This is a genomic window from Pseudonocardia wallangbongensis, from assembly GCF_054486945.1.
Genome location: NZ_JBRERS010000004.1, coordinates 651,765 through 675,906, shown reverse-complemented (window position 1 = coordinate 675,906; position 24,142 = coordinate 651,765). Strand labels below are relative to the sequence as shown.

Genomic DNA, 24,142 nt, shown 5'->3' with positions numbered 1-24,142 from the left:
GATGGCGCTCCGACCTTGGCCGACCACAATGCGTACTGTCAATCCGCAATGTGAACATCGTCGATGAGTGACTCACCCGGATCCGGGACAATTGTCGCGGTCATCTCGCTGAAGGTCGGGCGACCTGACTCCAGGCCGTTCGGATCGCTATTGCAATGTTCACATAGCGGTTGTACGGTCGGCGCCGTCGGAGAACTGGGGCGCGCAGTGCACGGTGTGAACCGACAGTTCTCGCCCCGAACGGAGACCCGATGCCCGACATGTACGACGACGCGCGGTCCGGCGGCACCGAGATCCAGGCCGTCGACCGGGCAGCACAGATCCTGCGGCTGTTCGGCCCGGAGACCCCGGAGCTGACGGCCGGAGAGGCCGCCGAGCGGCTCGAGCTCAACCGGACGACGACCTACCGGTACTGCACCTCACTCGTGTCGGCGGGTCTCCTGGAGCGGGGCACCGCGCCGGGAACCTTCGTCCCCGGCGCGTTGTTGCTGCAGCTCGGGGCGTTCGCGATCGGCCGGCGCAAGGTCGTCGACCTCGCACCCGGGTACATGCGGGAGCTCTGCTCGGTGACGGGGCTGACGACGGTGCTCAGCCTGTGGGGCTCCACCGGGCCGATCGTCTCCCGCGTCGAGGAGGACCCGACCCGGACGGTCCTGGTGACCGTCCGCGTCGGCACCCAGCTGTCCCTCGTGACCGCGCAGGCGAAGATCTTCCTGGCCCACATGGTCGACCAGCTCCGCGTCGACCGCCTGCTGGGCAGCCTGCCCGACGACACCCGGTCCGGCGTGGTCCGCGAGATCCGCGAGCTGTCCGGCACCGACCACATCGCCATGGGCGCCGACGACCAGGGCGTGCACGCCATGGCCGCCCCCGTCTTCGACGAGTTCAGCATCTGCGCGAGCCTCGCCCTGATCGCCACCAACGACGTGCTCCCGCTCGACCCGCAGGGCGACGTCGCCACCCAGCTCCGCGACGCCGCCCGCGCGTTGAGCAAGGCCATGGGCGGAGTCCGTCCCCAGCATTGACCCGACGAGGAGGTGCCGATGAAGGCACGCTTTCTCTACTACGGCAGATTGCTTCTCTCGTCCTTCATCCTCTTCGTCGCCGTCATCACGGTGCTCTTCTTCCTGCTGGAGCTCGCCCCCGGCGACCCGGTTCAGGCCCTCGTCGGTGACGTTCCGCTGTCCGACGAGTTCCGCGATCGCATCATCGCGTCCTACGGGCTGGACAAGCCCGTGTGGGAGCGGTACGCCATCTACCTCGGAAACGTGCTGACCGGAGACCTCGGCTATTCCTTCGCGACGAACCGGGAGCCGGTACTCGACCTCATCATGAGCCGGGTGGGCAACACGCTCGCACTGGCCGTTCCCTCCTTCATGCTCTCCACCCTGGGCGGTATCGCACTGGGTTCGATCGCGGCGCGCACCCGCAGGCGCTGGCTCGACAGCGGCATCTCGGGCAGCGCCGTCGGGCTGTTCTCCGTTCCGAACTTCTGGCTCGGGATGCTGCTGATCCTGGTCTTCGCCGTCACGCTGGACTGGCTGCCGCCCCAGGGGAAGAGCCCGTACGGCCAGTCCGGGATCGCGCTGGAGTACATGGTGCTGCCGGTGATCACGATGGCGACGAGCGAGCTGGCGTACAAGATCCGCATCATGCGGTCGTCGATGATCGAGTCGCTGGGGCAGGACTTCATCGACACCGCGCGGTCGAAAGGGCTGTCCTCGTCGCGGATCCTCTGGGGCCACGCATTGCCGAACGCATTGTTGCCCATGGTCACCGTCTCCGGGTACAGCCTGGGATTCGTCCTCGCGGGATCCGTCCTGACCGAGCGGGTGTACGGGTGGCCGGGAATGGGGCTGCTCTTCGTCGAGGCCATCGACCGGAAGAACAACATGGTGGTCCTCGGCATCGTGATCGTGCTGACGTTCACGATCATCATCGTGAACATCGTCACCGACGTGGTCTACGGGCTGGTCGATCCACGGCTGCGCGACCGGTTCGCGCCGAAGAAGAAGGAAATGGTCGCATGACGACGCGGGAGGAGACGGCCACTGGAATGCCACCGCCGGGCACCCCGGCGCCGGAATCGGCCTCGGCGTCCGGGCCGGACCACGCGCACTCCGCGTGGCGCTCGTTCTTCAGCAAGCCTTCGACCATCGCGTTCGTCCTCCTGCTGGTCGTGTTGGCCCTCGTCGCCGTGATCGGGCCGTTCCTCGTCGCCGACCCGGTGGCGACCGCCTACGCGAAGCTGCTGCCGCCCGGCGGGGAGCACCTGCTCGGAACCGACATGCTCGGTCGGGACTACCTCGCCCGGGTCGTGTACGGCGGGCAGGTCTCGCTCCTGGTCGGGTTCAGCGTCGCCCTGCTCTGCATGACGATCGCGCTGGTGGTCGGCGGGCTGGCCGGCTACTACGGCGGAACCCTCGACGCCGTCCTGGTGAAGGTGGCGGAGTTCTTCCAGGTACTGCCGGGGATCGTCCTCGCGCTGGTCGCGGCCGCACTGCTCGGGTCGAACGTGCTCATCATCGTCGCGATCCTGGCCGTCACGATGTGGCCCGGCGTCGCGCGCATCGTCCGTGCCGAGTCGATGCGAATCGCCCAACTCGGCTACGTCGAGTCCGCCCGCGCCGCCGGGTTCCGCGGCCTGCGCATCCTGTGGTCCGACGTGCTCCCCAACGCGATGCCGCCGGTGCTCGTCGCCACCAGCATGACCGTGGGACGAGCGATCCTCATCGAGTCGGGCCTGGCCTACCTCGGCATCGGAGACCCCGGCAACCCCAGCTGGGGAGCCCTGCTGAACTCGGCCCAGTCCTACATCCGCGACGGCTGGTGGCTGGCGCTGTTCCCCGGCTGCTGCATCTTCCTCGTCGTCCTGGCGGTCAACGTGCTCGGCGACTCCCTCAACGACGCCTTCAACCCGACCGTGGGGAGGGTGAAATGAGCGAGCTTGCGAGCGAATCAGTGTCACAGCGCCTGCGCGAAGCGCCGGCCGAGCGCAGCGAGGTCGAGCAATGAGCGAGCCCCTGGTCGCCGTGGAGAACCTCCGCGTGCTGCTGCCGACGGGCCACCGCACCGAGGTCGAGGCCGTGCGCGAGGTCGACCTCGTCGTCCACGACGGGGAGCGCGTCGGCGTCGTCGGCGAGTCCGGCTCCGGGAAGTCCGTGACGGCCCGCGCCATCGCCGGGCTGTTGCCGACCTCGCCGCGGGTGCGGGTGACCGGGTCGATCCGGTTCACCGGCCAGGAAATGGTCGGCGCCGCGCCCGAGGACTGGCACCCGATCCGGCGCGAGCGCGTCTCCATGATCTTCCAGGATCCCCTGACCTCGCTGAACCCGACGATGCGGATCGGCAGGCAGGTCGCCGAGTCGATCCCGCGGGAGCGGGAGGGCGCGGACCGCGCGACCCGGATGCGGGCGGTGCACGAGTTCCTCCGCCAGGCCGGGCTGGAGAACGCGGAACGGATCGCCACCGCCTTCCCGCACGAGCTGAGCGGCGGGATGCGGCAGCGCGTGCTGATCGCCATCGCGATCGCGAAGCGGCCCTCGCTCATCGTCGCCGACGAGCCCACGACCGCGCTCGACGCCACCGTCCAGCAACGCGTGCTCCGCACCCTCGACCGGGCCGTCTCCGAACTGCGGACCTCGCTCATCCTGATCTCCCACGACCTCGCCGTCGTGGCCGGGATGACCGATCGGATCTACGTCATGTACGCGGGTCACGTCGTCGAGGAAGGCCCGACGGAGCGCGTGCTCCGGGAGCCGCGGCACACGTACACCCGGGCGCTCCTGCGGAGCGTGCGCAGCCTCACCGACGAGGACACGGAGCTGTACTCCATCCCGCCGGCACTCCGGCGCGAGCTCACCGCGGAGGTGACCGGTGCTCCTTGAGGCCAGAAGCGTGTCCAAGGTCTTCCGCGGACGGCGCTCCGCGGAACCGGTCCGCGCGGTCGACGACGCGTCGATCCGCGCGCGCCCCGGTGAGTTCGTCGCGATCGTCGGGGAGAGCGGCAGCGGCAAGAGCACCCTCGCGCGCATCCTCCTCGACCTCATCCCACCCTCGGCGGGCACCGTGGAGCTGGACGGCGTGCCGGTCACGGCCATGACCGGACCACAGCGGACGGGCTACCGCCGGAACGTGCAGGCCGTCCTCCAGGACCCGGCCGGGTCACTGAACCCGCGCAAGACGGTGGAACGCACCGTCGGCGAGGTGATCCGGCTGCACGGCATCACGACGACCCGGCCCGAGACCCGCGAGAAGGTCGTCGACGTGCTCCGGCTGGTGGGCATGACGCCCGCGGAACGGTTCCTCGACCGCTACCCGCACGAGCTGAGCGGCGGGCAGCGGCAGCGCGTGCTCATCGCCCGTGCGATCGCCCTGAGCCCCCGCATCATCGTGGCCGACGAGGCCGTGTCCGCGCTGGACGCCTCGGTGAAGGCCGGCGTCCTGCGGGTGATGGCGGACCTCAAGGAGCGGCTCGGCGTCGGCTACGTCTTCATCACCCACGACCTCCCGGTCGTGCAGAAGGTCGCGGACCACGTCTACGTCATGCGGTCGGGACGGATCGTCGAGGAGGGCCCCAAGAACGACATCTTCTCCGCTCCGTCGCACGACTACACGCGGACGCTGCTGGCCGCGGCGCCCATGCTGACGATCGGACCGGAGGCAGCCGGATGACAGCATCCTTGTTCGATGCGCACGCGCACGTGATCGGCGACGACTGGGACGCCTACCCGCCGGCATCGAAGAACGCCGGAGCGCCGCCACCGGCCCGGACCGAGTACACGGTGACGGTCGACTCGCTGATCGCGATGATGGACGCCCACGACGTCACCGCCGCGTGCCTCGTCCAGCGCGGCCGGCTCTACGGTTTCGACAACAGCTACATCATTGACTCCGCCCACGAGCACCCCGGACGTCTGCACCCGGTGGTGATCCTCGACCCCCAGGACCCGGCGACACCGGACCGCTACCGCGACATGGTCCGGCACGACCACGTCCGCGGGTTCCGGATGCAGGGTGAACGGCCGTGGCTGCTCGACCCGGCGTGGATGTGCTCGGACCGCGCGCTGGAGGTCTGGAGGACCTGCGCCGAGCTCGGCACCCCGATGACGCTCGGCCTGTTCATGAAGCAACTGCCCTACACGCTGCCCCTCATCGAGATCATCGCCCGCCGGTTCCCCGACCTGCCGATCCTGCTCGACCACGGCGCCATGCCCTACGGCATGTCCCAGTACGAGGTCAGGCTCGCGAAGGAGGCCGGGGAGGACGTCGTCCTGCCCACGGCACCGCACTTCGGGATCGACCGGACGATCGCGATCTTCGAGGATGTGCCGAACGTCCACTTCAAGATCACCGAGATCAACATGGAACGGCTCGTCGCGGAGGGCGTGCGGCCGGCGCACATCGTCCGGCGGCTCGTCGACGGATTCGGCCCCGACCGCGTCATGTGGGGCTCCGACGTCGGCCAGAGCACGCTCTGGAACTACACCGAGAAGACGGCGATGGCCCGTTCCGCTGCCGACTTCCTGACCCCCGACGAGGCCCGACGCTTCCTGTGCGACAACGCCGCACGCGCGTACCTGGAGGGATAGGCGATGATCCGAACGTTCGGTCCGCCGCGAGCGGCGAAGGACGCCGACCACGCGGTGGTCTACCGCCGCGAGGGCGAGTTCTCCGGGTGGCCCTACGTCATGGGCTTCTGGCAGACCGGTGCCGGCGAGCTGGTCGCCAACTTCCTGTCGGTGGACGCCGACTACAGCGACGCCTCCGCGATCAGCCACGACCGGCTCGGCGAGCGCAGGTCCGGCGGCGACGGGGGTCGGATGGTCACCGTCCGGTCGCTCGACCGCGGGCGCACCTGGGGCGACCCCGAGCTCGACGTCTACCCGCGGGTCACGGCCCCGGCGGGCGAGGCTCCCCCGGACCTCTGCGAGTTCGGGCCGTTCGACTTCTGCGACGGCAGCGTCCTGGTGGGGAACAGCAGCATCGATTTCGGCACCCCGGAAGGCCGATCGTTCGTGCGCATCTCCACGGACGCCGGTCACAGCTGGACCCCGCCCGCCGAGCTGCCGCTGGAGGGCCTGCATTCGCTGTCGGCGATGAACTCCGCGATGGTGCGCCCGGACGGTCGATGCCTGCTGTTCCTGACCTCGATCGACGAGAGCGGCTGGAACCGGCGGCCGCTCGTGTACGCCAGCACCGACGACGGCACGGAGTTCCGGTTCCTGTCCTTCGTCACCCCGGAGCGCGACCCCTTCGCGGCCGCCGCGGGCACCTGGAACACCACGTACCGCTTCGGCGGGCACCGCTGGTTCTACCCGCGGGGCACCATGCTGCCCAGCGGCCGCATCCTGTGCACGCTGCGCTGCCAGCGCGATCCGCGGGGCGTGATGTGGACCGAGCTGCACCACAGCGACGACGGCGGGCTCACCTGGGCGTTCCGGTCCCGCGTCAACGACTTCGGGGCGCCCGGCAGCCTGGTCGTGATGGCGGACGGGCGGCTGGTCGTCGTCTACGGGTACCGCCTGAAGCCGCACGGCATCCGCGCTGTCGTGAGCGAGGACGAGGGGCACACGTGGAGCCCCGAGATCGTCGTCCGGGACGACGGCGGCAGCTGGGACCTCGGGTACCCGAACGCCTTCGAGGCCGAGCCGGGCAAGATCGGGGCGCTGTACTACTTCAACGGCGCGTCGGAGGCGGGCGGTGGCGTCCGCCACATCGCGCGCAGCATCTTCGTGCCCGACTGATCGCAATGCGACGAGCGGCCCGCTCGTCCGATAGGGCTGGACGAACGGGCCGCTCGTACATCCAGGCTCAGCCCCGGACGGCGAGGGCGCGCTCGTAGCAGACCGAGAGCTCGGAGCCCGCGTAGTGCCCGAAGTTGGGGATCCGGCGGTAGCCGTGGCGCTCGTAGAAGGTCATCGCGTCGGGCTGCTCGGTGCCCGTCTCCAGCTTCAGGATCGTCCAGCCGCGGCGTGCCGCCTCCGCCTGGAGGGCCGCGAGCACGGCCCCGGCCACCCCGGCGCGCCGCCGCTCCGGCACCACGTACATGCGCTTCACCTCACCCGTCCCCTCCCCCAGCGCGCGCAGCGCGCCGCAGCCCACCGCCGTGCCGTCCGCGTCGCGGGCGAGCAGGAACACCGTCGTGTCTGCGGCGGTCGGGGCAGGGCCGGGCTCGCTGTCCGGGGTGCCGTAGCGCTCGGTCAGCTCGGCCCGCTGCGCGACGCACAACGCGACGGCGTCGGGGTGGTCGAACGGGACGGCCTCGATCCGCAGGTCGGATGCCACGCGGCTCACGCTACGACTGCGAGGTCACACACGGACTTCGGCGCCCACACACCAACTGCAGTTCATGCGTGAGCGCGCATGTTGGTGTGCGACCACAAGGCCCGCGCGGCTGCGCCGCGGACCGGGAGCGGCTCAGGCCCGGGCGGGGGCCCGCTCCAGCCGCTGCTCGGCCTCCACCCACGCGCGCTCGTCGCCCTGCGGCTCGTAACGCTTCAGCGGCTGCGTGGCGCGCAGGAGGGCACGCAGGGATGCGAGGTCGCCGTGCAGCGCCCCGAGGGCGCGGGCCTGCACCAGGACGTTCCCCATCGCCGTGGCCTCCACCGGGCCCGCGACGACGGGGAGGCCGCAGGCGTCGGCCGTGAGCTGGCAGAGCAGGGCGTTGCGGGACCCGCCGCCCACGACGTGCACGACGTCGACGTCCCGGCCGGACAGCGCCGCGGCCTGGCGCACCACGCGGCGGTGGGCGAGCGCGAGGCTCTCCAGCACGCAGCGGACGGTGGCGGCCCGGGTGGCGGGCGGGTCCTGGTCGAGCCGCCGGCAGGCGTCGGCGATGCGTTCGGGCATGCGGTCGGGTGCGAGGAACTCGGGGGCGCCGGCGTCGACGACCGCGGCGAAGGCCGGAGCGGCGGCGGCCTCGTCGAGAACGGTGAGCAGGTCGGTGTCCGGCCACCCGCGCAGGCACTCCTGCAGCAGCCACAACCCCATCACGTTGCGGAGGTAGCGCACCGTGCCGTCGACGCCCAGCTCGTTGGAGAAGTTGGCGACCCGGCTCGGCTCGGTGAGCACCGGCTCAGCCAGCTCCACCCCGACCAGCGACCACGTGCCGCAGGAGATGAACGCGAACCGCTCCCCCTCGGCCGGCACGCCCACCACCGCGGACGCCGTGTCGTGCGAACCCACCGCGATCACGGGGAGCGGGCCGGTGAGGCCGGTGTCGGCGAGCACGTGCGGCGCGACGTGCCCGATCCGCTCCCCCGCCTCGACGAGCGGCGCGAACAGGCGCGGGTCGATGCCCACGCGGCGGGCGACGTCGTCCGACCAGGCCCGAGCGCCGACGTCGAGCAGCCCGGTGGTGGACGCGTTGGTCACCTCGGCGCGGCGGGTGCCGGTGAGCCAGTAGGCGAGCAGGTCGGGCAGCAGGAGCAGGTCCCGCGCCGTGGCCAGCTGCGGCGTGCCGAGCGCCGCCACCAGCTGGTAGATCGTGTTGATCGGCATCACCTGCACGCCGGTGGCCGCGTACAGGTCGGCGGGCGGGACGACCCCGTTCACCCGCTCGGCCACGCCGTCGGTGCGGGCGTCGCGGTGGTGCACCGGGTTGCCGAGCAGGGCGCCGGTGGCGTCGAGCAGGCCGAAGTCGACGCCCCACGAGTCGATGCCCACCGAGTCCAGCTCCGGCCCCGCGGCGCGCAGCCCGTCGAGCAGGCCGCGGTACAGCGCCAGCACGTCCCAGTGCAGCGTGTCGCCCAACCGGACGGGCCCGTTGGGGAACCGCGCGACCTCGGTGAGCTCGAGCCGGTCGGGACCGACCTCGGCGGCCATCACCCGGCCGCTGGAAGCGCCCAGGTCGACCGCCGCGACCCTCACACCCGCACCTGGACGAACTCGAGCCCGAGCAGCTCGGCCACGGCCTCGAGCTCAGCGGCGCGGTGCCCGGTGCCGAGCGCCCAGTGGTGGTCGACACCGGAGGCGCTCCAGGCGTCGGTCCACTCGCCGGGGTCACAACCGAAGTCGACGCGGGACGTGGTGTTGCCGATCTTGAGCACCGGGCCGGGCACCACCGTGCCCTCCGAGGCGACCATCACGTAGCGGCCGTCGCGGCGCTGCCCGATCCCGAACGTCGTGACCGGGCCCTGCGTCACGACGAACTCGACGGACACGCCCCAGCCGCGCTTGCCGTGGTAGACGCCCAGGCCGCGCAGGAGCGGCTTGCGCGAGCTGATCGCCAGGTGCGCGGGCCCGTCGTGGCCCATCTCCACCACGTCGTCGACGAAGTTCAGCGCCTGCAGCTCGGTGAACGAACCGCCGCCGCCGAGCCGGTCCATCACCAGCATGGCGATGGAGTTGCGCAGCTCGTACTCCCCCGCCGCCGGCACGCCGCGGCCGGTGAGCAGCGAGGCGCCGAGGATCATGCCGGCGCCGAGCTTCTCGTGCTGCTCGCCGTTCAGGCCGCGGTGGTAGTAGGCGAGCGAGTCCAGCGCGAAGTCGTCGACGAGCCGGTCCAGCCCCACCGAGACGCGCGCGCCCCAGGCGAGGTCGTCCGGGTTCACGGTGCCGTCGAGCTCGAACACCTCCCCGGCCTGCGCCACGCGCTCGCGCACCTGCACGTCGGTGACGTCCTCCACGCGCACCCGCAGGTCGTCGAACTCCAGCACCTCGACGTGCCCGCCGAGCTGGGTCGACACCGACGTGAGGTCGGTGGAGACATCGAGCATGCCCGGGTAGAGGTGGCCCATCAGCCCGTGCCGGCCGTGCCGCAGGGCCCCGCGCACGCCCGCGGCCTTCACCCAGCGCTCGATCCGGGCCCACACGCGCTCGTCCTCCAGGTACCCCGACACCGACCGGAAGTCGACGCCCGCGCGCTCGAACGCGTTGGCCATCTCCGGCAGCGGGCAGGCGCCGCAGTACGCGAGCCAGGCCCCGGTGTCGAAGTTCTCGTGGTCCATCTTCTCGGTGGGTTGCAGGTTGATCAGCAGCACCGGCGCCCCGCTGCGCTGCGCCACCGGCAGCAGCATCGACGCCGTCATGTACGTCGTGAGGAAGCCGACGATCAGGTCGCAGCCCGCGCCGCGCAGCTTCTCCGCCGCGACGGCACCCTCCGGGGCGTCGGAGATGAACCCGACGTCGACCACGTCGATGTCGCCGACCTGGCGCAGCCGCTCCGACACCCGCGCCGCGGAGCGCTGCAGCTGCGGGAGCAGGTCGGGGAACTGCGGCCAGTAGGCGCCGAGCCCACCGGCGACGAGCCCCACGGTGGTCCGGCGTGGCGTGACGCGGCGCAGGGCGGACCCGCGCGCCTCGGCGACGGTGGTCATCGGCTCCTCCTCGAGTCGGTCGAGATGCGGGGTCGTGAGTGGATACGGGTGCTGGAGCACTCGTATCCACTCACGGGCGCGTCAGCGCAGGAAGGCCGCCGCCACGCCGGCGTCCACCGGGATGTGCAGGCCCGTGGTGTGGGTGAGGTCGCCGCCGGTGAGCGCGAAGACCGCCGCCGCCACGTGCTCGGGCAGCACCTCCCGCTTCAGCAGCGTCCGCTGGGCGTAGAAGGCGCCCAGCTCCTCCTCCGGCACGCCGTAGACGGCGGCGCGCTGGGCGCCCCAGCCGCCCGCGAAGATCCCCGAGCCGCGCACGACGCCGTCCGGGTTCACGCCGTTGACGCGGATGCCGTGCTCGCCCAGCTCGGCCGCGAGCAGCCGCACCTGGTGGGCCTGGTCGGCCTTCGCCGCGCCGTAGGCCACGTTGTTCGGGCCGGCGAACACGCCGTTCTTGCTGGAGATGTAGACGATGTCGCCGCCGAGGCCCTGGCCCACCATCATCTTGGCGGCACTCCGGGAGACGAGGAACGAACCCTTCGCCATGACGTCGTGCTGCAGGTCCCAGTCGGCGTCGGTGGTCTCCAGCAACGGCTTGGAGATCGACAGGCCGGCGTTGTTGACCACGAGGTCCACGCCGCCGAACGTCAGCGCCGCGGCGTCTACGGCCGCGGCGACCGCCGCCGGGTCGGTGACGTCGACGGTGACCGGCACCGCCACGTCGGTCGAGCCCAGCTCCGCGGCGACCGCGGCCGCCGACTCGCCGTCCCGGTCGGCCACGACCACGCAGGCGCCCTCGGCGGCCAGCCGCCGGGCGATGGCCTTGCCGATGCCCGACCCGCCGCCGGTGACGAACGCGATCCGGGTGGCCAGGGGCTTGGGCTTGGGCATCCGCTGGAGCTTGGCCTCCTCGAGCGCCCAGTACTCGATGCGGAACTTCTCCGACTCCGGGATCGGTGCGTAGGTCGAGACGGCCTCGGCGCCGCGCATCACGTTGATCGCGTTGACGTAGAACTCGCCTGCCACGCGCGCGGTCTGCTTGTTGGCGCCGAAGCTGAACATGCCCACGCCGGGGACCAGCACGATCGCCGGGTCGGCGCCGCGCATCGCCGGGCTGTCCGGGACGGCATGCCGCTCGTAGTAGGCGCGGTAGTCCTCGCGGTAGGCCGCGTGCAGCTCCTTCAGCCGCGCGATCACCTCGTCGAGGGGCGCGGTGGCCGGAAGGTCGAGCACGAGCGGCGCGACCTTCGTGCGCAGGAAGTGGTCGGGGCAGGAGGTGCCCAGCGCGGCGAGCGGCGCGAGCTTCTCCCGGGACAGGAAGTCGAGCACGACGTCCGGGTCGGTGAAGTGCCCGACCTGGCGACGGTCGGTGGACGCCAGCCCGCGGACGACGGGCGCGAGCGCGGCCGCACGGGCCCGCCGCTCGTCCGCCGGGAGCGGCTCGAAACCGGGGCGCAGCGGGCCGAACGGCTCTGACGTGGCCCGCGAGTCGAGGTAGGCCTGGGCGGTGCGGATGATCTCGAGCGAGTTGCGCTCGCACTCCTCGCTGGTGGCGCCCCACGCCGTGATGCCGTGGCCACCCAGGATCACGCCGATGGCCTGTGGGTTGGCCGCCTTCACCGCCGCGATGTCGAGCCCCAGCTGGAAGCCGGGGCGCCGCCACGGCACCCACAGCACCCGCTCGCCGAAGATCTCCTTGGTGAGCGCCTCACCGTCGGCGGCCGCGGCGATCGCGATGCCGGCATCGGGGTGCAGGTGGTCGACGTGTTCGGCCTCGACGAGCCCGTGCATCGCCGTGTCGATCGACGGCGCCGCGCCGCCCTTCCCGTGCAGGCAGAAGTCGAACGCGGCGACCATCTCGTCCTCGCGCTCGACCCCCGGGTAGACGTCGACGAGCGCGCGCATCCGGTCCAGCCGCAGCGCCGCGAGGCCCTTCTCGGTGAGCGTGCCCAGGTCGCCGCCGGAGCCCTTCACCCAGATCAGGTCGACCGGCTGACCGGTCACCGGGTCCGTCTCGGAGCCCTTCGCGGACGTGTTGCCGCCCGCGTAGTTGGTGGTGGTCGGGTCGGCCCCGAGCCGGTTGCTCCGGCTGATGAGCTCCTGGACGACGGGGTTGGTCATGGTCCCTTCCGAGAGTCTCTGAAGTTCAGGAAAGCCACATTCATGTACCTGCAGTTCAGGAATGTGGCTTTCCTGAACTTCGGGCCGGGCCTACGCGCCCCAGCCCGCCTGCTCGCCACCCACCCGTTCCGCCACGATCTTCTCCGCGTAGCCGGAGCTCCGGTAGGCGGCCATCGGGTCGGCAGCCAGGCCCATCTCCTCGCGGACCTCCCGCAGCAGCGGCCGCACGTCGGTGTTGTAGGCGTCCATCATCGCCGCGTTGGCGCCGAGCACGTCACCGGCCTGCTGCGCGGCGGCGAGCGCCTCGGCGTCGACGAGCAGGGCCTTGGCCGTGGCCTCCTGGACGTTCAGCACGGACCGGATGATCGCGGGGATCTTCGGCTCGATGTTGTGGCACTGGTCCAGCATGAACGCGATGCCGGCGTCGGCGCCGAGCGCGTCGGCGGAGACGATCTCGTGCATGATCCGGAACAGCTGGAACGGGTCGGCCGCGCCGACCATGAGGTCGTCGTCGGCGTAGAAGCGGGAGTTGAAGTCGAAGGCGCCGAGCCTCCCGGCGCGCAGCAGGAACGCCACGATGAACTCGATGTTGGTGCCGGGCGCGTGGTGGCCGGTGTCGATGCAGACGGTGGCCTTGGGCCCCAGCTCGAGGCAGTGGGCGTACGAGGTGCCCCAGTCCGGGACGTCGGTGGAGTAGAAGGCCGGCTCGAACAGCTTGTACTCCAGCAGCATCCGCTGGTGGTCGCCGAGCCGGTCGTACACCTCGCGCAGGGCTTCGGCGAGCCGGTCCTGCCGGGCGCGGATCGAGTCCTGCCCCGGGTAGTTGGTGCCGTCGGAGAACCAGAGCTTGAGGTCGCGGCTGCCGGTGGCGTCCATGATGTCGACGCATTCGAGCAGGTGGTCGGTGGCCTTGCGGCGCACGGCGGGGTCGGGGTTGGTGACGGAGCCGAGCTTGTAGTCGTCGTCCTGGAAGACGTTGGAGTTGATGGCCCCGATGGCGACGCCCTGGTCGGCGGCGTACTTGGCGAGCGCCGCGTAGTCGTCCACCCGGTCCCACGGGATGTGCAGCGCAACGGTGGGTGCGACGCCGGTGAGCCGGTGCACGACGGCGGCGTCGGCGAGCTTCTCCTCCGGGTTGCGCGGCACCCCGGCCTGCGCGAACACCTTGAACCGGGTGCCGGAGTTGGCGTAGGCCCACGACGGGGTCTCGATCCGCTGCTGCGCCAAGGCGGTCCGGACGTCTCTCACCTGTCGTTCTCCGTTCGGGACAACTGGTCCTCCAGGTGGAAGACCTCCTCGAGGACGAGGAATCCCTCGTCCGGGGCCCGGCCGTCGAGGCCGGTGAAGTAGTGCGCCATCTCGGCCTGCCAGCGGGCGTTCACGGCGGTGTCGGCCATCGCGCGCTGCGCGGCGGCCAGGTCGTCGCACTCGACGTACCCCACCAGCAGGCCGTCCTCGCGGGCGTGCAGCGAGTAGTTCCGCCAGCCCGTGTCGCGCAACGCCGCGAGCATCTCCGGCCACACCGCGCTGTGGCGTTCCTTGTACTCGTCCAGGCGGTCGGGCCGGACCTGGAGCAGGAAGCAGTAGCGCATCGGCGCTCGGCCCTCCATGCGACGACGTCGACGACGGAATGAAACCTTTCAATTCACTGTAGGGGTCGCCGGCTGGGGCGTCAACGGGGTCGCCGCCACACCCGCCGCACGGAGCGAGCGGCACGCCCGCCCGCTAGGCGCGAGCGAATGCGCCGTTCGCTCCATCGACGCGGCGCGGCACGCGCGAGACACCCTCCTCGATCGCGCATTGGGTTGGGATGATCCCAACTTTGAGCGTGAAAATTGGGGCTTGTTGCCGGTCGGCGCCGGCGCTAGCCTCCCCGCTTAATACGTTTCAACCCGCACTGCGTCGACGAGGACGAGGAGAGCCCATGGCCGCACCCGATTCCGTCGGGGTCCAGCCCGGCGGGGACGACACGACGATCAGCAGGCAGCAGTGGAAGTGGTCCGTGCTCGCCGCGATGGCGTCCTACCTCGACGCCGGCTCGATCGTGGCGCTGGGCGCCGGGCTCACGCTGTTCCAGTCCGAGCTGGGCCTCTCCAGCTTCGGGGTCGGAGCGCTCGCCGCGATCGGGCCGAACGCCATCGGATGCGCGATCGGCGCGTTCATCGGCGGGCGGCTCGGCGACACGCTCGGCCGCAAGCGCATCTACAAGTGGGACCTGCTCATCTACGCGCTCGGCATCCTGCTGATCGCGTTCGCGGTGAACCCGGCGATGCTGTTCGCCGGCACGTTCATCGTCGGCGTCGCCGTCGGCGCGGACGTGCCCACGTCGCTCGCGCTGGTGGGCGAGTTCGCGCCGGCCAAGGGCCGCGGGCGCCTCATCGGGCTCACACAGGTGGCCTGGAGCCTCGGCCCGGTCGTGGTGCTGGTGCTGGCGCTCGTGCTGAGCCCGATCGGCCTGCTGGGCACGCGGATCGTGTTCATCCACCTCGCGATCGTGGCGCTCGTGACCTGGGCGCTGCGCCGCGGCATGGTCGAGTCCGCGCGCTGGACGGCCGCCGCGGGCCGGGCCCGCGCGATGGGCGACCAGGTGGCGGCGCTGTTCCGCGGCCCGAACCTGCGCGCTCTCGTCTGGACGGCCTCCATCTACACGTTCTGGGGCCTCGCCGCCGGCACGGCCGGCATCTTCACGCCCTACGTGGTCGAGACGCTCGGGGCGGGCACGCAGGCGGCGGGCGTGGCGCTGTCCTCCGCCGGGTTCATCATCACGATCCTCTCGACCGTCTTCGTGTTCATGCCCTACAACGACCGCAGCTACCGCACCCGCCGGATGATGTGGGGCATCGGCGCGTTGCTGCAGGTCGCCTCGTACGCGATCTACCTCTTCCTGCCGTTCACGGTGCCGGTCGTGATCGCCAACATCGTGCTGTTCGGCATCGGTGCCTCGCTCGCGGGCGAGCCGACCTACAAGGTGTTCAGCCAGGAGCTGTTCCCGACGATGCTGCGCGGCACCGCGCAGGGCTTCACGTTCGGCGTGGCCCGCACGCTGCTGGGCATCTGGTCGTTCTTCGTACCGATCCTCGCGGCGGTGGAGATCGGGCCGGTCGCGCTGCTGCTCACGGTGTTCCTGCTGATCAGCGGCGTCATCGGGTTCTTCTGGATGCCCGACACCGTCGGCAAGTCGCTCGAGCAGATCGAGGCCGAGCGGGCGGCCGCATGACGGGCGGGGTCGAGGACCTGCTCGCCCGGTTCACCGACCCCGGCCCGCAGTACGGCCCGCTGCCCATCTGGTGGTGGAGCGGCGCGACCGTCACCCGGGAGCGGCTGCGCTGGCAGATGGAGCGGCTCGTGGCGGGCGGCGTCCGGCAGGCCGTGGTGCTCTGCCTGGCGCCGACCGGGCCGATGTTCGGTTCGGTGGCCGACGACCCGCCGTTCCTGTCACCGGAGTGGCTGGACCTGTTCGACGCCGCCTGCGCCGACGCCGAGGAGCTGGGCTTCACGCTCTGGCTGTACGACCAGATCGGGTTCTCCGGGGCGAACTTCCAGGGGGAGCTGGTCGCGGCCGAGCCGGCGTTCGCCGGGCAGGCGCTGCACCGGACGGAGCGCGAGGGCACGGACCTGTCCGTCACCCCGCCGGCGGGGCACGAGCCGCTCGCCGCCTTCGCGGTACTGCGGGACGGCGAGCGGGTCGCCGTCCCGCTGGAGGGCGGTGGCGTGCGCTGGGTGGGCGCACCGGCCCGCGTCACGCTCGTCCACGCCGGCACCAGCGGCTTCGACTACTTCTCCACCCGGGCCTGCGCGGCGCTGCTGGACCGGGTCCACGGCACCATGGAGAAGACCGTCGGCCACCGGTTCGGCCGCAGCATCGGCGGCTTCTTCCAGGACGAGCTGCCGCCGATGCCGACCTGGGGCAGCGACTTCGCCGCCACGTTCGCCGAGGCGCACGGCTACGACCTGCTCCCCCGGCTGTGGGCGCTGTGGGAGCCGGACGCCTCCCCGGAGGCGGCCCGGGTGCGCCGCGACTACCACGCCCACCGCGCGACGCTCGCCCGCCGCGGCTTCTTCGACCAGCACGACGCCTGGTTCGCCGAGCGCGGGCTCGTCTGCGGCTTCGACCAGGCCTCGCCGGCCCGGGAGGGCGACCCGGTCGGCGGCGTGCACACCTACGGCGACTACCTCGGCCTGCACCGCGGCTACGGTGCCCCCGGCAGCGACCACTGGGGTGACGCCAAGGTCCACAGCTCCCTCGCGCACGCGGGCGGGCACGAGCGCACCTGGGTCGAGGCGTTCCACTCCTCCGGATGGGGCGGCACCCTCGAGGAGACCTACGACTGGCTCTCGGCGTTCCTGCGCCGCGGCGCCACCCTCTACGACCCGCACGCCGTCTACTACTCCACCGTGGGCGGCTGGTGGGAGTGGGCACCGCCGTCCACCTGCTGGCGCCAGCCCTACTGGCCGTCCTACCCGGTGTTCGCCACCGCGGTGGCCCGGCTCTGCTCGGTGCTGACGGCCGGTACGCACGTCGCCGACGTGCTGCTGCTCTCCCCCACCACCACCGCGCAGGCCCACGTCACGCTCGCCGGGGCGCTCCCGGACGCCGAGCGCGTGAACCGGGTGTTCCGCGAGCTGAACGGCGTCAACTCGTGGCTCTCCGAACGCCGCGGTGTGCTGGAGCGCGCGGGCATCGACCACGACGCCCTCGACGAGGAGACCTTCGCCGCGGGTGATGTGCTCGCCGACGGGCTGCGGGTCGGCGGGGAGACCTTCTCCACGGTCGTGCTCCCCGCGGTGTCCGCGCTGCACGCCGACGCGGCGGAGCGGCTGCTCGAGTTCGCCGCCGCGGGTGGGCGGGTGCTCTGCGTGGAGCGGGCGCCGGAGCTCTTCGTCGGCGGCGACGCGGACGTCGGCGAGCGGTTCGCGGCGGCGGTGGCCGACGGCACGATCGCGCTGGTCCCGACGGCCGAAGCCGTGCCGGACGCCGTGCGGCACGGCCCGGTCCGGGTACGGGCCGACGCCCCGTTCCTGCTCCGCCGGCACGGCACCGCGCACGTCCTCGCGCTCACCGCCCACGACGACCGCTCCGGCACCGCCGCACCGATCCTGGACCTGCACGGGTCGTGGCTGGAGAGCGGCTTCACCTGGCAGGGCTACAACGACGCCCTCCGCACCACCGGCTACCGGTTCCGCCCGCCCGGCGACCGGGTCGCGCGGGTGCGGGTGACGGGGATCGGGCGGCCGCGGGCGCAGAGCTGGGCGCCGGGCACGGGCCGGCGCACCGAGCTGGAGGTCACGGCCGCGCCGGGCGGTGCGTGGGAGCTCACCGTGCCCTTCGACGACGGCGCGGTGGCCCTCGTCGTCCTCGGCCCGGACCTCCCGGCCGCGACCGCGCGGCCGCTCGGCCCCGTGGTGGACACGATCCGGCTCGACGGGCCGTGGCGCGCCCGCCCGGAGTCCACGCTGGACAACCGGTGGGGGGACCTCGCCGCCGCCGACCGCGCCGGGACCCTCCCGATCGAGGCCTGGCGCCTGGAGCACGCGGCCGACGGCGGGGAGTGGGCGCCGGTCACGGCGGGCTTCGGGCCGTTCGCCGAGGTCCGGGACCCGGGGTCGCAGTGGCGGCCGGTCGAGTGGTCGCTCTCGCGCGGCATCCGCAACGACCCCGCGCACGCCGAGACCCTCGGCCCCAAGGGGCACGTGCCGGAGGAGTTCCTGGACTGGCGGCGGGTCCGCGCGGGCGAGCGGGTGGCCGTGCGCACCCACCTGCCGCTCCCCGACCGGCCCGGCCTGCTGCTCGCCGTCGGTGCCGGTGCGCCCCGGCGCGTGCGCGTCGACGGCGCCGAGGTGCCGGTCGACGGAAGCGGCCACCTGTCGTTCAGCCCGCTCCCGGCCGGCCGCACGGTGGCCGTCGAGATCGAGCTGACCGCCGAGCGCGACGGCCCGCTGCGCGCGGCGTTCGCGGTGGTGGCCGACGCGGCCGGGTACCGGCGCCCCGAGTGGATGCTGCCGGCCGCGGACCTGGTGGTCGGCGAGTCCGCCGACCTCGTCCTCGACCTCCCCCTCGACGCGGTCCCCGCCGACGCTCGGGTGCACGTGGGCTCGGACGGGGCGTGCCGCGTGCTCGTGAACGGCGTCGAGGTCGGCCGCCAGGGCGACTTCCAGCCGTATCCCGACCACCGCGAGGTCCGCGTCCACGCCTACGACGTCGGCCCGCACCTGCGCGCCGGCGCCAACGAGGTGGTTCTTCGCGTGACCGACCAGGGCGGTGAGCCGACCGCCGCCGCCCTGGACTCCCCGGACCTCGGCGTGTGCAGCGGGCCCGGTTGGACCGCCCGGCGGGGCGGCGCCGCGGCGCCGGTGGTGCTGCGCCGCCGGCATCCCGGCGACCCCGCGTTCGTGTGCGCGCAGCCGCGGCCCCACCCGCTGCCCGGGGCGGCCTGGCTCGATCCGGCCACGGCCGGGCGGGACGTGGTGCTCCCGGTCGTACCGGACACGGCACCCGGCCCGGAGCGCACCGAGTGGCTACGGTTGCGAGTCCCGCCGGGAACGGTGGCGATGCGGGTCCCGACGCCGCTGCCGGTGGTGGCGGAGGTGGACGGCACGGAGATCACCCCGGTCGGCGGCACCCTCCGGTTCCCCGCGCGCCACGGCTGCGACGTGCTCCTCCGCGTCACCGCCCGGGACGGCCGCCGCGGCGGCGCGCTGCTTTCCGGCCCGGTCGAGCTGGAGGTCGCCGAGGCCGAGGTGCCGCTCGTCCCCTGGGAGGAGCTGGGCCTGCGGGCGCTCGGCGGGCACGTCACCTACCGGCGGACCGTCGTCGTCGCCGAGGGCGGGCTCAGCGGGGGTGGGCGCAGCGTGCTCGACCTCGGCGAGGTGCGCGGCACCGCCGACGTCCACGTGAACGGTGTGCTCGCCGCGCGCCTCGTGTGGGGGCCGTGGCGCGCCGAGCTCACCGAACACCTGCGGCGTGGCGAGAACGAGATCGAGGTGGTCGTGCGCGGCACCCTGGCCGGGTACCTCGACGACGCCTCTCCCACGGCCGGTGTCTACGCGGGCCAGGTGCGCACCGGCCTGCTCGGTCCGGTGGCGCTGCACCGGTACGGGGGATCTCGATGACCGATCGGCCGCGTCTGGCGGGGCCATGACCTGGGGAGCACTAGACTCGATCCGTTCCAGCGCTCTCGGGAGGCGACGGTCGTGACGGCGGGGACTGGCTCACGGGGCGCCCCGAGCATGAAGGACGTGGCGCTGCGCGCCGGCGTCTCGCTCGGCACCGTGTCCAACGTCCTCAACCGGCCGGAGCTGGTCAGCGAGCGCACCCGGCAGCGGGTGCTGACCGCGATCGCCGAGCTGGGGTTCGTGCGCAACGAGTCGGCCCGCCAGCTGCGCGGCGGGGGCAGCCGCACGCTCGCGTACGTGGTGCTGGACACGTCCAACCCGTTCTTCACCGACGTGGCCGAGGGTGTGCAGGAGGCCGCCGACGACGCGGGGCTCGCGCTCTTCCTCTGCAACAGCGCCGAGAGCAGCTCCCGCCAGGCGGGCTTCCTCGACCTGCTCGAGCAGCAGCGAGTGGAGGGCGTGCTGATCACGCCGGTCGACTCGGCCGATCCGCGCATCAGCGCCCTCGCGGGTCGTGGCACGCCGGTGGTGATCGTGGACCGCGGCGCCGGTCCGGACGGCTGCTCGGTGACCGTCGACGACGTGCTCGGCGGCGACCTCGCCGTCACGCACCTCCTGGAGACGGGCCACCGGCGGATCGCGTTCGTCGGCGGTCCGCGCGCGATCGGCCAGGTCGCCGACCGGATCACCGGCGCCGAGAAGGCGGCCGCCCGCTCACCGGGCGCCGACCTCATCGTCATGGAGACCGCGGCACTCAACGTGGCCGAGGGCCGGCGGGCGGGCGAGCGGATCGCCGGCATGCCGGCGGCCCGCCGGCCGACGGCCGCGTTCTGCGCCAACGACCTGGTCGCGCTCGGGCTGCTGCAGCAGATGGTGCGCCTCGGGCTGCGGGTGCCCGACGACCTCGCGATCGTCGGCTACGACGACATCGAGTTCGCCGAGGCCGCCGCGGTGCCGCTGACGTCGGTGAGCCAGCCCCGGCAGCTCCTGGGACGCACCGCGGCCGGGCTGCTGCTCGAGGAAGCCCGCACGCCGGGGGAGCACCAGCACCAGCAGGTGGTGTTCGCCCCCGAGCTCGTGGTGCGCGCCTCCACCCGCCTGCGCCCGGCGAGCAGGCCCGCGTGAGGATCGGGCCCGCCCGGCAGAAGTGATCACTTTCCCGGGACCCGCGTCGAGGGGCTCAGCGCCTATCGGTAGCGTCTGGCTCCACCGATCGGGGGAAGGGGTCGACGATGGCGTGGTGGTCGCGCGAGGCACGCGAGCGCGGCCCCGCCCGCGGCCCGGAGGACGTTTCCGCGCTCGCCGCGCGCAACGCCGACGGGGTCAGCTACTTCGCGGCGGGCCGGGTGTCCGAGGCGGTCCCGCGGTTCGAGGACGCCTACGAGGGGTGCATCGAGACGCTCGGCGGCGACCACCCGCACACGCTCACGGTCGCCGGCAACCTCGCCGCGGCGCTCGTGGCCGCCGGCCAGCGCCGCGGGCTGGAGCTGATGATCACGAACCTGGCCGACCGGGTGCGCATGTTCGGCGCCGACGACCCCCGCACGCTCGCGGCCGCCGACGCCCTCGCGTCCGCGTACCGCCTGGCCGGGGTGGCGGACGAGGCGGTCGAGCTGTCCACTCGCGTCACCGCCGATCGCCGCCGGATCCTCGGGCCCACCCACACCGACACGCTCGTGTCCCGGATGGGGATGGCCCTCGCGCGGGCGGCCGCCGGGGACGTCGTGGCGGCCCTCACCCTGCTCGAGGTCACGCTGCACGACTCGGAGCAGGCCCACGGTTCCCGCAACCCGCACACGATCGCGATGCGCGCGAACGCCGCGGGCTGCCTCGCCGCGCTCGGTCGCGGCAGCGAGGCCGTCGCGCTGTTCCGGCAGGCGTTCGAGGACTCGGCCGCGCTGCTCGGCGCGAACCACCCCGACACCGTCGCGCTGCACGACGAGCTGTCGAGCCTGGTTCAGGACGCGCCGCGCAGCGCCGCGAGCAGCTCGGACTCGACCTCCGCGAACCGCGTCGAGGTGATCAGCTCGACCTGACGGGGGCGCGGCAGGTCCACCACCACCTCCCGCCGCACCCGGGTGGGCCGCGGCCCGAGCACCACGACCCGGTCGGACAGGAACGCCGCCTCGCGGATGTCGTGGGTGATCAGCAGGACGGTCCAGCCGAAGCGGGCGCGGACCTCCTCCAGCCAGGTCTGCATGTCGGTGCGGGTGAGGGAGTCCAGCGCGCCGAACGGCTCGTCGAGCAGCAGCACCGCCCGGTCCTGCACGACGGTGCGCAGCAGCGCGGCCCGCTGGCGCATCCCGCCCGACAGCTCGTGGGGCCGCGCCGACTCGAACCCCTCCAGGCCGAACGGCGCGAACAGCGGGCGGGCCCGCTCCCGCGCCGCGCGCCGGCGCATCCCGGCCACCTCGAGGCCGAGGGTCGTGTTGTCCAGCACCGTGCGCCACGGGAACAGCAGGTCCCGCTGCGGCATGTAGGCGACGTGGTCGACGCGTCCGGTGGCGTCCTCGCCGTCCACGAACACGCGCCCGGCGTCCGGCGGCTCCAGCCCGGCGATCACGTTGAACAGCGTGGACTTGCCGCAGCCGCTCGGCCCGATCACCGAGACGAACTCCCCCGGCGCCACGTCGAACTCCACCCCGTCCAGCACGGGGAGCGGGCCGGGGAACGCCTTGTACAGGCCCTCCATCATGAGCTTCCCGTCATGCACGGCGCCACCAGGGGATCACGAGCCGCTCCACGGCGTAGGTCAGCAGGAACAGCGTCACCGACAGCAGGGCCGTGACCAGCACGGCGGCGAGCACGAGGTCGGTGCGGAAGGAGTTCTTCTGCAGGCTCATGAAGATGCCCAGCCCTGCCGTCGCGCCGACGTACTCGGCGAAGATCGCGCCGGTGACGGCGTAGGTGATGCCGATGCGCAGCGCCGTGAAGAACCGGGGCATGGCGCCGGGCAGCCGCACGTAGCGGAACTGCTGCCAGCGTGAGGCGCCCATGCTCCGCAGCAGGCTGGTGGCCTGGCGGTCGGTGGCGGCGAACCCCTCGACGAGCCCGACCGTGATCGGGAAGAACGTCACGAGCGCGATCACCACGACCTTCGGGAACAGCCCGAACCCGAACCAGATGATCAGCAGCGGGGCGATCGCGATGATCGGCAACGTCTGCGAGGCGACCAGCAGCGGCGTGAGGGCGCGGCGCAGCCACGGCGAGAAGTCCACGGCGGTCGCGATCGCCCAGCCCAGGGCGAGCGACACCCCGAACCCGACCGCGGTGACCTGCACGGTCGGCAGCGTGTTCGCCCAGATCTGGTCGCGGAACGCCCAGCCCTGCTCCAGGACCCGCAGCGGCGAGGGCAGCACCTGCGGCCGCACCCCCGCCGCGGTGACGTACCACTGCCAGGCCGCGAGCCCCGCCGCGACGAGCACCAGCGGCGGCACCACCCGCGCCCACACCCGCGAGTCAGGCGGGCGGCGCGACGTAGTCATTGCTGAACCAGGTGGCGAAGTCCGGGCGTTCGGTCAGCGGCGCCCCGTCGGGGCCGGTCAACACCCCCGTGTCGAACACCCACCCCGAGTACCCCGTCCACTTCTCGAGCGTCTGGGTGCCCACGCGGCCGTTCTCGTCGCGCAGGAACCGGTCGGCGAGCATGTGCTGGCTGCGCGTCACGAGCTCCGGCTCGGTGAACGTGCCGGGGTTGGCGTCGATCAGGAGCTGGGCCGCGCGGTCGGGGTCGTCGGCCGCGAGCTGGTAGCCGCGCTGCGCGGCCTGCACGAACCTGGCCGCGAGGTCGGGGTGGGCCGAGAGCCACGGCGAGTTGCCGATGAGCAGCACGTTGTACGCGTCCGGGAAGCCGTAGTCGGTGTAGGAGAACGTCTTCAGCGGCTGCCCGCGCATCTCCGCCTCGATGCCCTCCCAGGCGACGAACGGCTCGGTGAAGTCCACCTGGCCCGCGTAGAGCGCCTCGTACGCGGCCGTGCCCAGCACGACCGTCCGGAACGTGCCCGTCCCGCCCGCGTCCCGGATGACGGCGCGCATCTTGGGCTCCTCGTACGCCGCGCCGAACCCGCCGTAGGTCTTGCCGTCGAGGTCCTTCGGGGACGTGATGTCGGCCCGGTCGGCCCGCACCGCGATCTGCGTGGCCCAGTGCTGCAGCACGGCCATCACGGACGTGATGTCGGCACCTGCCGCCTTCGAGAACGTGAAGGAGTCCTGGAAGCTCACGCCGAACTCCGCGACGCCGGAGGACACGAGCGTGTCCGGCGACGTGCTGTTGTACGGCAGGAACTGCACGTCCAGGCCGGCCTCGCGGAACCAGCCCTCCTGCTGGGCCACGAACAGGCCGGTGTGGTTGGTGTTCGGCGTCCAGTCGAGGGCCACGCGGATCGTCTCCGGCCCGCCCCCGCTTCCACAGCCGGCCAGCACCAGGGCCAGTACGGCCGACAGGGCCGCCAGTACTCGGGGGGCGCGAACGGGCGTCACGAGTTCCTCCCTACGCCGGTGCTAACCGGGTCAGGTTCGAACGGTCAGCGGCCGGTCCTGCCGCCCTCTCAGCCTCGGCACGCGAGGCTCCCGTGGGTTTCGGATGAGGATAC

20 protein-coding genes and 1 riboswitch are annotated in these 24,142 nt (G+C 72.5%); of the genes, 11 read left to right on the top strand and 9 right to left on the bottom strand.

Features of this window, described 5'->3' with window-relative positions; all coding sequences use genetic code 11:
- Positions 1 to 251: 251 nt before the first annotated feature.
- From ACU436_RS18430 to ACU436_RS18400, 7 genes are all read left to right on the top strand, one after another.
- Complete coding sequence (locus tag ACU436_RS18430; RefSeq protein WP_459026814.1) at positions 252 to 1,025, top strand: IclR family transcriptional regulator; 774 nt, start codon at positions 252 to 254, stop codon at positions 1,023 to 1,025.
- A gap of 18 nt (positions 1,026 to 1,043) precedes the next feature.
- The gene (locus ACU436_RS18425) at positions 1,044 to 2,030 is read left to right on the top strand and encodes an ABC transporter permease (protein ID WP_459026813.1); all 987 of its coding nucleotides are present in this window, start codon (positions 1,044 to 1,046) and stop codon (positions 2,028 to 2,030) included.
- On the top strand, positions 2,027 to 2,941 hold the full coding sequence (locus tag ACU436_RS18420; RefSeq protein ID WP_459026811.1) for an ABC transporter permease: 915 nt from the start codon (positions 2,027 to 2,029) through the stop codon (positions 2,939 to 2,941). The genes ACU436_RS18425 and ACU436_RS18420 overlap by 4 nt, the downstream gene beginning before the upstream one ends.
- A 70-nt stretch (positions 2,942 to 3,011) precedes the next feature.
- A complete protein-coding gene (locus ACU436_RS18415; protein ID WP_459026809.1) occupies positions 3,012 to 3,887 on the top strand; it encodes an ABC transporter ATP-binding protein in 876 nt (291 codons plus the stop codon).
- Positions 3,888 to 3,897: 10 nt separating this feature from the next.
- Complete coding sequence (locus tag ACU436_RS18410) at positions 3,898 to 4,674, top strand: ATP-binding cassette domain-containing protein (protein WP_459026807.1); 777 nt, start codon at positions 3,898 to 3,900, stop codon at positions 4,672 to 4,674.
- Entirely contained in the window at positions 4,671 to 5,591 is a 921-nt protein-coding gene (locus ACU436_RS18405) for an amidohydrolase family protein (protein WP_459026805.1), read from the top strand. Before ACU436_RS18410 ends, ACU436_RS18405 begins: the two co-directional genes overlap by 4 nt.
- A 3-nt stretch (positions 5,592 to 5,594) precedes the next feature.
- Complete coding sequence (locus tag ACU436_RS18400; RefSeq protein WP_459026804.1) at positions 5,595 to 6,746, top strand: sialidase family protein; 1,152 nt, start codon at positions 5,595 to 5,597, stop codon at positions 6,744 to 6,746.
- Positions 6,747 to 6,813: 67 nt separating this feature from the next.
- Here the strand turns inward: ACU436_RS18400 and ACU436_RS18395 are convergent, their stop codons facing one another.
- From ACU436_RS18395 to ACU436_RS18370, 6 genes are all read right to left on the bottom strand, one after another.
- The gene (locus ACU436_RS18395; RefSeq protein ID WP_459026802.1) at positions 6,814 to 7,287 is read right to left on the bottom strand and encodes a GNAT family N-acetyltransferase; all 474 of its coding nucleotides are present in this window, start codon (positions 7,285 to 7,287) and stop codon (positions 6,814 to 6,816) included.
- 132 nt (positions 7,288 to 7,419) lie between these two features.
- Positions 7,420 to 8,871 (bottom strand): rhamnulokinase, encoded by a 1,452-nt coding sequence (locus ACU436_RS18390; protein ID WP_459026800.1) that lies wholly within the window; start codon positions 8,869 to 8,871, stop codon positions 7,420 to 7,422.
- Entirely contained in the window at positions 8,868 to 10,319 is a 1,452-nt protein-coding gene (locus tag ACU436_RS18385; protein WP_459026799.1) for an arabinose isomerase, read from the bottom strand. Before ACU436_RS18385 ends, ACU436_RS18390 begins: the two co-directional genes overlap by 4 nt.
- An 81-nt stretch (positions 10,320 to 10,400) precedes the next feature.
- The gene (locus ACU436_RS18380) at positions 10,401 to 12,437 is read right to left on the bottom strand and encodes a bifunctional aldolase/short-chain dehydrogenase (protein WP_459026798.1); all 2,037 of its coding nucleotides are present in this window, start codon (positions 12,435 to 12,437) and stop codon (positions 10,401 to 10,403) included.
- A 90-nt stretch (positions 12,438 to 12,527) separates the two neighbouring features.
- Positions 12,528 to 13,685, bottom strand: a complete 1,158-nt coding sequence (gene rhaI / locus ACU436_RS18375; protein ID WP_459026796.1) for an L-rhamnose isomerase — start codon at positions 13,683 to 13,685, stop codon at positions 12,528 to 12,530.
- Positions 13,682 to 14,047: an L-rhamnose mutarotase gene (locus tag ACU436_RS18370; protein WP_459026794.1), complete on the bottom strand. Its 366-nt coding sequence runs from the start codon at positions 14,045 to 14,047 to the stop codon at positions 13,682 to 13,684. Before ACU436_RS18370 ends, rhaI begins: the two co-directional genes overlap by 4 nt.
- 314 nt (positions 14,048 to 14,361) lie before the next feature.
- Here ACU436_RS18370 and ACU436_RS18365 point away from each other — a divergent pair, with 314 nt between their 5' ends.
- The 4 genes from ACU436_RS18365 to ACU436_RS18350 all read left to right on the top strand — a co-directional run bounded on the left by ACU436_RS18365 (position 14,362) and on the right by ACU436_RS18350 (position 21,586).
- The gene (locus tag ACU436_RS18365) at positions 14,362 to 15,654 is read left to right on the top strand and encodes an MFS transporter (RefSeq protein ID WP_459026792.1); all 1,293 of its coding nucleotides are present in this window, start codon (positions 14,362 to 14,364) and stop codon (positions 15,652 to 15,654) included.
- Entirely contained in the window at positions 15,651 to 19,547 is a 3,897-nt protein-coding gene (locus tag ACU436_RS18360) for a hypothetical protein (protein ID WP_459026790.1), read from the top strand. The genes ACU436_RS18365 and ACU436_RS18360 overlap by 4 nt, the downstream gene beginning before the upstream one ends.
- Before the next feature lie 117 nt (positions 19,548 to 19,664).
- Complete coding sequence (locus ACU436_RS18355) at positions 19,665 to 20,675, top strand: LacI family DNA-binding transcriptional regulator (RefSeq protein ID WP_459026788.1); 1,011 nt, start codon at positions 19,665 to 19,667, stop codon at positions 20,673 to 20,675.
- 107 nt (positions 20,676 to 20,782) lie between these two features.
- A complete protein-coding gene (locus ACU436_RS18350; RefSeq protein ID WP_459026786.1) occupies positions 20,783 to 21,586 on the top strand; it encodes a tetratricopeptide repeat protein in 804 nt (267 codons plus the stop codon).
- Here the strand turns inward: ACU436_RS18350 and ACU436_RS18345 are convergent.
- From ACU436_RS18345 to ACU436_RS18335, 3 genes are all read right to left on the bottom strand, one after another.
- On the bottom strand, positions 21,508 to 22,263 hold the full coding sequence (locus ACU436_RS18345) for an ABC transporter ATP-binding protein (protein WP_459026784.1): 756 nt from the start codon (positions 22,261 to 22,263) through the stop codon (positions 21,508 to 21,510). The genes ACU436_RS18350 and ACU436_RS18345 overlap by 79 nt on opposite strands.
- Positions 22,256 to 23,035, bottom strand: coding sequence for an ABC transporter permease (locus ACU436_RS18340; protein WP_459026782.1), 780 nt, complete (start codon positions 23,033 to 23,035; stop codon positions 22,256 to 22,258). Before ACU436_RS18340 ends, ACU436_RS18345 begins: the two co-directional genes overlap by 8 nt.
- Entirely contained in the window at positions 23,010 to 24,029 is a 1,020-nt protein-coding gene (locus tag ACU436_RS18335; RefSeq protein WP_459026780.1) for an ABC transporter substrate-binding protein, read from the bottom strand. The genes ACU436_RS18340 and ACU436_RS18335 overlap by 26 nt, the downstream gene beginning before the upstream one ends.
- Positions 24,020 to 24,133, bottom strand: a riboswitch (TPP riboswitch). (Overlaps the previous gene by 10 nt.)
- Between the last annotated feature and the right edge of the window lie 9 nt (positions 24,134 to 24,142).

Bases quoted from the DNA above. Each gene is read 5' to 3' on its own strand.
- ACU436_RS18430 (WP_459026814.1), top strand. From the start codon at position 252: ATGCCCGACATGTACGACGACGCGCGGTCCGGCGGCACCGAGATCCAG.
- ACU436_RS18425 (WP_459026813.1), top strand. From the start codon at position 1,044: ATGAAGGCACGCTTTCTCTACTACGGCAGATTGCTTCTCTCGTCCTTC.
- ACU436_RS18420 (WP_459026811.1), top strand. From the start codon at position 2,027: ATGACGACGCGGGAGGAGACGGCCACTGGAATGCCACCGCCGGGCACC.
- ACU436_RS18415 (WP_459026809.1), top strand. From the start codon at position 3,012: ATGAGCGAGCCCCTGGTCGCCGTGGAGAACCTCCGCGTGCTGCTGCCG.
- ACU436_RS18405 (WP_459026805.1), top strand. From the start codon at position 4,671: ATGACAGCATCCTTGTTCGATGCGCACGCGCACGTGATCGGCGACGAC.
- ACU436_RS18400 (WP_459026804.1), top strand. From the start codon at position 5,595: ATGATCCGAACGTTCGGTCCGCCGCGAGCGGCGAAGGACGCCGACCAC.
- ACU436_RS18385 (WP_459026799.1), bottom strand. From the start codon at position 10,319: ATGACCACCGTCGCCGAGGCGCGCGGGTCCGCCCTGCGCCGCGTCACG.
- ACU436_RS18380 (WP_459026798.1), bottom strand. From the start codon at position 12,437: ATGACCAACCCCGTCGTCCAGGAGCTCATCAGCCGGAGCAACCGGCTC.
- ACU436_RS18370 (WP_459026794.1), bottom strand. From the start codon at position 14,047: ATGGAGGGCCGAGCGCCGATGCGCTACTGCTTCCTGCTCCAGGTCCGG.
- ACU436_RS18365 (WP_459026792.1), top strand. From the start codon at position 14,362: ATGGCCGCACCCGATTCCGTCGGGGTCCAGCCCGGCGGGGACGACACG.
- ACU436_RS18360 (WP_459026790.1), top strand. From the start codon at position 15,651: ATGACGGGCGGGGTCGAGGACCTGCTCGCCCGGTTCACCGACCCCGGC.
- ACU436_RS18355 (WP_459026788.1), top strand. From the start codon at position 19,665: ATGAAGGACGTGGCGCTGCGCGCCGGCGTCTCGCTCGGCACCGTGTCC.
- ACU436_RS18350 (WP_459026786.1), top strand. From the start codon at position 20,783: ATGGCGTGGTGGTCGCGCGAGGCACGCGAGCGCGGCCCCGCCCGCGGC.
- ACU436_RS18340 (WP_459026782.1), bottom strand. From the start codon at position 23,035: ATGACTACGTCGCGCCGCCCGCCTGACTCGCGGGTGTGGGCGCGGGTG.